Source organism: Microvirga tunisiensis (assembly GCF_009296175.1).
In the GTDB taxonomy this organism is placed as follows: domain Bacteria; phylum Pseudomonadota; class Alphaproteobacteria; order Rhizobiales; family Beijerinckiaceae; genus Microvirga; species Microvirga tunisiensis.
In genome coordinates this window covers 1-2215 of record NZ_VOSK01000615.1, presented here as the reverse complement: position 1 = coordinate 2215, position 2215 = coordinate 1, and the positions used below count along the sequence as shown (strand labels likewise).

Annotated in this window: 1 protein-coding gene and 1 pseudogene; both read left to right on the top strand. The window is 59.2% G+C overall.

All coding sequences use genetic code 11. The features are described from left to right. The first annotated feature begins 131 nt into the window (after positions 1-131). Entirely contained in the window at positions 132-1457 is a 1326-nt protein-coding gene (nodC, locus tag FS320_RS42020; RefSeq protein ID WP_152718473.1) for a chitooligosaccharide synthase NodC, read from the top strand. A gap of 4 nt (positions 1458-1461) precedes the next feature. Continuing rightward, a pseudogene (nodS, locus tag FS320_RS42015) lies at positions 1462-2146 on the top strand (nodulation methyltransferase NodS); the annotation flags it as partial. Between the last annotated feature and the right edge of the window lie 69 nt (positions 2147-2215).

Below are 2215 nucleotides of genomic sequence, written 5' to 3'. Positions count from 1 at the left end.
TGAAACCGGGCACTGACGCTGGTCTGCGCGACCAGACGGTCATGGCGCTGTGCCGTATGATTCCATCATTGCATGAGCGCGGATTTGTAATCCGCTCGCTTCCCTAACATCATTGAGACAAGCAACATCCCATGAGTCTGCTCGACATAGCCAGCACTGCCGCCATCGCATCATATGCCCTGCTCTCGACTGCTTACAAAAGCATGCAGACCGTTTATGCTCTGCCGACAAGCGTGTCATTGGGATCAAAAGAGCTGGTCGGCTCCGACCTTCTGCCGAGCGTGGATGTCATCGTCCCGTGCTTCAACGAGGACCCGCGCACGCTCTCGGAGTGCCTGGCTTCCCTTGCACAGCAAGAATACGCTGGAGAACTGCGGGTTTATGTGGTTGATGACGGTTCTGGAAATCGCGATGCCGTCTCACCTGTACACGCCACCTACGCGCACGATCCGAGATTCAACTTCATACTGCTCCGCGAGAATGTTGGAAAGCGCAAGGCGCAGATCTCCGCGATACGCCGCTCCTCTGGAGATTTGGTGCTCAACGTCGACTCGGACACGACAATTGCATCCGATGTTATCACCAAGCTTGCACGGAAGATGAAAAATCCAGTGATCGGCGCGGCCATGGGCCAGTTGACGGCGAGCAACCGGAGCGACACTTGGTTGACCCGGTTGATCGACATGGAGTACTGGCTGGCGTGCAACGAGGAGCGCGCGGCACAGGCTCGCTTCGGGGCCGTTATGTGCTGCTGCGGCCCGTGTGCTATGTACCGCCGCTCCGCGCTCCTTTTGCTGCTGGATCAGTACGAGACGCAACTGTTCCGGGGAAGACCGAGCGACTTCGGTGAGGATCGCCATCTCACGATCCTCATGCTGAAAGCAGGCTTCCGAACCGAGTACGTTCCGGACGCCATCGCGGCAACAGTCGTTCCGGGTCGGCTCGCACCCTATCTGCGCCAACAACTCCGCTGGGCGCGGAGCACGTTCCGGGACACGTTGCTTGCGCTGCGTCTGCTGCCGGGCCTCGATCACTATCTCACGTTGGACGTGGTCGGACAGAACCTGGGCCCGCTCTTACTCGCCCTGTCGGTGCTAACGGGGCTCGCGCAGCTCGCCCTGACAGGCACAGTGCCTTGGTGGACAGGTTTGATAATTGCAACCATGACCATAATCCGCTGCAGCGTGGCAGCTTTTCGGTCTCGCCAGCTGCGATTTCTCGGCTTTTCTCTGCACACGCTCATCAACCTCTTTCTCTTACTCCCCGTCAAAGCCTATGCGTTGTGCACGTTGAGCAATAGCGATTGGCTGTCGCGAAGCTCTCCTGCCAACGGACCGAACCAGGCCGGAGAACAGGTCGCCATCCGAAGCCCGATCGCTGGATCAGGCACGACTGAATTGTCGGAGAATGCGGTGCCCCGTCGTACGCTCGAGTTGGCGCGGGATCCTTCGACATAGGTGACATCCGACGGCGTTTGCAGCAACGAGTGATCGTAATGTTCCCTAGGTGGGCGGCTTTGACGCAGGACAAGAATCATCAGTTGTTGAATCGGGAACTGGCCGCCGACGATCCGTGGCGGCTCGACAGCAATCCGTTCGAGCGAAAGCGTCACACGCATATGCTCCGGCTGTCGCTTTCCCAAGGTCCTATCGCAAACGCACTCGAAGTCGGGTGCGCGGCCGGCGCATTCACCGAACAGTTAGCGCCCCACTGCCGACGGCTCACCGTCATCGATGTCGTGCCGCGAGCGATTGCTCGAACGCGCCAACGGATGAAGGAGTCGCCGCACATCAACTGGATAGTCTCCGACGTTCAACAGTTCTCGACTGAGGAGCTGTTCGATCTGATCGTCGTGGCGGAAGTTCTTTACTATGTCGGGGGCATAGCCGAGATGCGCGCGGCCATCCTCAACCTGTTGCGACTGCTTGCGCCAGGTGGGTATCTGGTTTTTGGATCGGGGCGCGATGCCACTTGCCAGCGCTGGGGTCACGCTGCTGGTGCCGAGACAGTCATCGCTATGCTGAGCGAGACGTTAGTCGAGGTTGAGCGTCTGCAGTGCCACGGTGAGACGGCCAACGAAGACTGCGTGCTCGCCCGCTTTTGGAGTCCGGATCGGCTTCCGGGCGGATCGAGTTGCCGACCTTAGACATGGAGACACTATGCGCATCTGTGGGATCAATCTGACTCATGACGGGGCGATCGCCCTCGTCGAGGA